This window comes from Acinetobacter sp. V2 (genome assembly GCF_001188385.1).
GTDB classification, from domain to species: domain Bacteria; phylum Pseudomonadota; class Gammaproteobacteria; order Pseudomonadales; family Moraxellaceae; genus Acinetobacter; species Acinetobacter oleivorans.
Genome location: NZ_JZFB01000002.1, coordinates 264,690 through 268,003 on the forward strand (window position 1 = coordinate 264,690; position 3,314 = coordinate 268,003).

3 protein-coding genes are annotated in these 3,314 nt (G+C 44.0%); 1 reads left to right on the forward strand and 2 read right to left on the reverse strand.

Annotated features, from left to right (window positions below; translation table 11 throughout):
* Positions 1–251: aldehyde dehydrogenase family protein (locus tag UC75_RS21040; RefSeq protein WP_228137256.1), on the reverse strand; the 251-nt coding region annotated here is incomplete at its 3' end.
* A complete protein-coding gene (gene gabT / locus UC75_RS10080) occupies positions 248–1,540 on the reverse strand; it encodes a 4-aminobutyrate--2-oxoglutarate transaminase (protein ID WP_049837501.1) in 1,293 nt (430 codons plus the stop codon). The genes gabT and UC75_RS21040, both read right to left, overlap by 4 nt.
* A gap of 155 nt (positions 1,541–1,695) precedes the next feature.
* Between gabT and UC75_RS10085 the strand changes: the two genes are divergently transcribed.
* Positions 1,696–3,195 (forward strand): PLP-dependent aminotransferase family protein, encoded by a 1,500-nt coding sequence (locus tag UC75_RS10085; protein WP_049837502.1) that lies wholly within the window; start codon positions 1,696–1,698, stop codon positions 3,193–3,195.
* Positions 3,196–3,314: the final 119 nt, after the last annotated feature.

The following is a 3,314-nucleotide window of genomic DNA, read 5'->3' on the forward strand; positions in this document are numbered from 1 at the left end:
TGCTCAAGCATGAGGTTGTACCATGCTAATAACACATCAGCACGCGCCAAGGCAGTTTGCTTTTTCCAAGCAGCTTGCGCTTTTGCTGAACGATTAATTGCGGCTTCAACCTCTGCACGGTCATAGGTTTTTACCCATGCCAAAGTTTCACCCGTAGCAGCATCATTTACCTCGATATAGTCATTTGATGCAGGTGCTTCTAATGAAATATCAGGATGTTTTAATAAATACTGCAAATTATTTTGAATCATGCAGATTGCTCCATTGCTTTTGCACTACCTGCTTTTAGAGTTGCAAAACCTTGTTTCAAGATATCAAGACCTTGACGGAATTGCTCAGCAGGAATGGTTAATGGATATAAGAAACGAATTACATTACCGTATTTACCACAAGTAAGAAGTAACAACCCGTTTTCCATTGCATAGTTTTGTACAACTTTTGCTTGTTCAGCCGTTTCAAGTTCTACTGCAACCATTGAACCTAAAGCACGAATATCAGTTACGACGTCGCCTGTTACTTGTTGAATATCTTTAAGTGCAACAACCAATTCTGCACCTAATTCATTTGCACGATCGCATAAGTTTTCTTCTTCAATCGCATCAATAACCGCGTGCGCAGCAGCAACTGCAATTGGGCTACCTGCGTAAGTACCGCCTAGTCCACCTGGATTTGGTGCATCCATCACTTCTGCACGGCCAACAACACCTGAAATTGGGAAGCCGCCACCCAAGCTTTTCGCCATGGTGATGAGATCTGCTTTAGTCTCGTAATAGTTCATTGCGAACAATTTACCAGTACGGGCAAAACCTGATTGCACTTCGTCAGCAACCAATAAAATGCCGTGCTTGTCACAAATTGAACGTAAACGTTTTAAGAACTCAGCTGGCACAACATTGAAACCGCCCTCACCTTGTACTGGCTCAAGCACAATTGCTGCAACATCATGTGGTGCAATATCTTCACTAAAAATATCTTCAACGCTTTCAATTGCTGCGTCTACTGAAATACCTTTAGCAGGCACAGGGTAACGTGCGTGGAACACACCCGCTGGCATCACACCGAAATCACGTTTGTAAGGTGCAGTTTTACCTGTCATTGCCATGGTCATAAATGAACGACCGTGGAAACCATTACCAAAAGTGATAATGCCGTGACGACCTGTGTAACAACGAGCAATCTTCACCGCATTTTCAACTGCTTCTGCACCTGTTGTGAAAAAAGCTGACTTAGCAGGACCAGCAATTGGCGCGCGCTCATTAATACGCTCAGCTAAAGCTACATAGCTTTCATATGGTGTTACTTGATAGGCAGTGTGAGTAAATTTAGTGAGCTGTTCTGTCACCGCTGCAATGACTTTAGGGTGGCGATGGCCTGTATTTAAAACCGCAATACCACCAGCAAAGTCGATAAATTGGTTGCCTTCCTTGTCCCAAAGCGTGGCATTTTCAGCTTTTTCTGCGTACCACTGGCACATCACGCCTACACCACGTGGAGTTGCTTGCTGTTTACGTGCGTTAAGTGCAGAATGTTGATTATCCATTTGATTCCCTCATATTTTCATCATCAGTTGCAGCTTTGGTTTTTGCATCCTGTGCTTAATTTTCAGGGTGCTTTACAACGACTGCCTATGCATGTAATTTCGCTCGTCTGGCGGCAACTGACGAGAGCCATTTTTTAACTGTAGGAGAGAGCCAATTGCGTAGTTTACTTGGAGATCATTTATTACAACGGCTCCAACAGGACACCGAAGGTAAACTACATCAGCGCCTTTTCCGTTGTCTGCGTGGTGCCATTATTGATGGCGTCATTCAGCCAAAAACACGCTTGCCCGCTTCACGTGACTTAGCCAGTGAAATTCATGTTTCGAGAAATACTGTTCTTACTGCCTATGAACAGCTACAGGCTGAAGGCTATTTAGAGGCTCGTACAGGTCATGGCACATGGGTTGCCGAAAAACTACCAGAGAGTTTTTTAAATACACAAAATAAGAAAAAAGCAGTTTCAAGTCCGAAAATTCAAAACTCTTATGCGCTCTCAAATCGTGGCTCAAACTTATTAGGCTATGCCGCAGCCTCGCCACACCAATGGGGAGCTTTCGTGCCGGGAGCGCCCGATGTTACCGAGTTTCCCCATCATATTTTTAGTCGCATTCAGGCCCGTTTAAGCCGAGAGCCCGACATTAACCGTTTAATTTACAGTAATGCTGGTGGCTGTATTGAGCTTCGAAGTGCGTTGGCAGATTACTTACGCGTTGCACGCTCTGTTCAGTGTGATGCTGACCAAATTATTATTACCGAAGGTATTCACCAAGCGATTGACTTAGTTTCGCGTGCGCTTAGTGATATTGGTGATCGCGTCTGGATTGAAGATCCGGGCTATTGGGGAATGCGCAACACTTTACGTATTAATGGCGTAGATATTCAACCCATGCCAGTCGATGCCGAAGGCATTATTCCTGAAGAAAATCCGGTTAAACCGCCTAAATTAATTTTTGTCACACCATCGCACCAATATCCACTGGGTTCACATTTAAGCCTAGATCGTCGACGCAAACTGATTGAGATTGCACGCCAGCACAATAGCTGGATTGTAGAAGATGATTACGACAGTGAGTTCCGTTTCTCAGGCCAACCGTATCCGTCTTTACAAGGCTTAGAAAATGATGCACCTGTGCTGTACATGGGCACGTTTAGTAAAACCATTTATCCATCTTTAAGAATTGGGTATTTGGTGGTGCCTAAACCACTCTTTTCACCCCTACGTATTGTGGCAGCTGAACTGTATCGTGGTGGACATTTGCTTGAGCAAAAGGCCCTAGCAGAATTTATTCGTGAAGGTCATTACGAAGCACATATTCGTCGTATGCGTTTACTTTATGGAAAGAGACGCGATTATTTAGTCAGTCTGATTAAACGCTATCTTGGCCCCGAATTTATTCATGAATATGACGAAGCAGCAGGATTACACTTAGTTTTAAAACTGCCAAACTCTTGCGATGATGTCGCGATTGCAACAACCGCACTTGAACGTGGTGTTAAAGTTCGCCCACTTTCACAGTACTACATGCAGTCGCATGCACATGCCGAACGTGGACTGCTCATGGGCTTTGCCTGTGTAAATGAAAAAGACATGGTGATGGCTTTCGGCGTCTTGCTCCAGTGCTTACGTGAAGCAGGTGTACCTACGCTGAATTAACTGTTTTCTCGTACTAAGCCAAATAAAAAAGAGCCTCATTGTGAGGCTCTTTTTTATTTAAAAATTTAAACTAACTTTTCTTCATGCGTATGGGTTAAATGGGTCGCTCTACGCTCTTT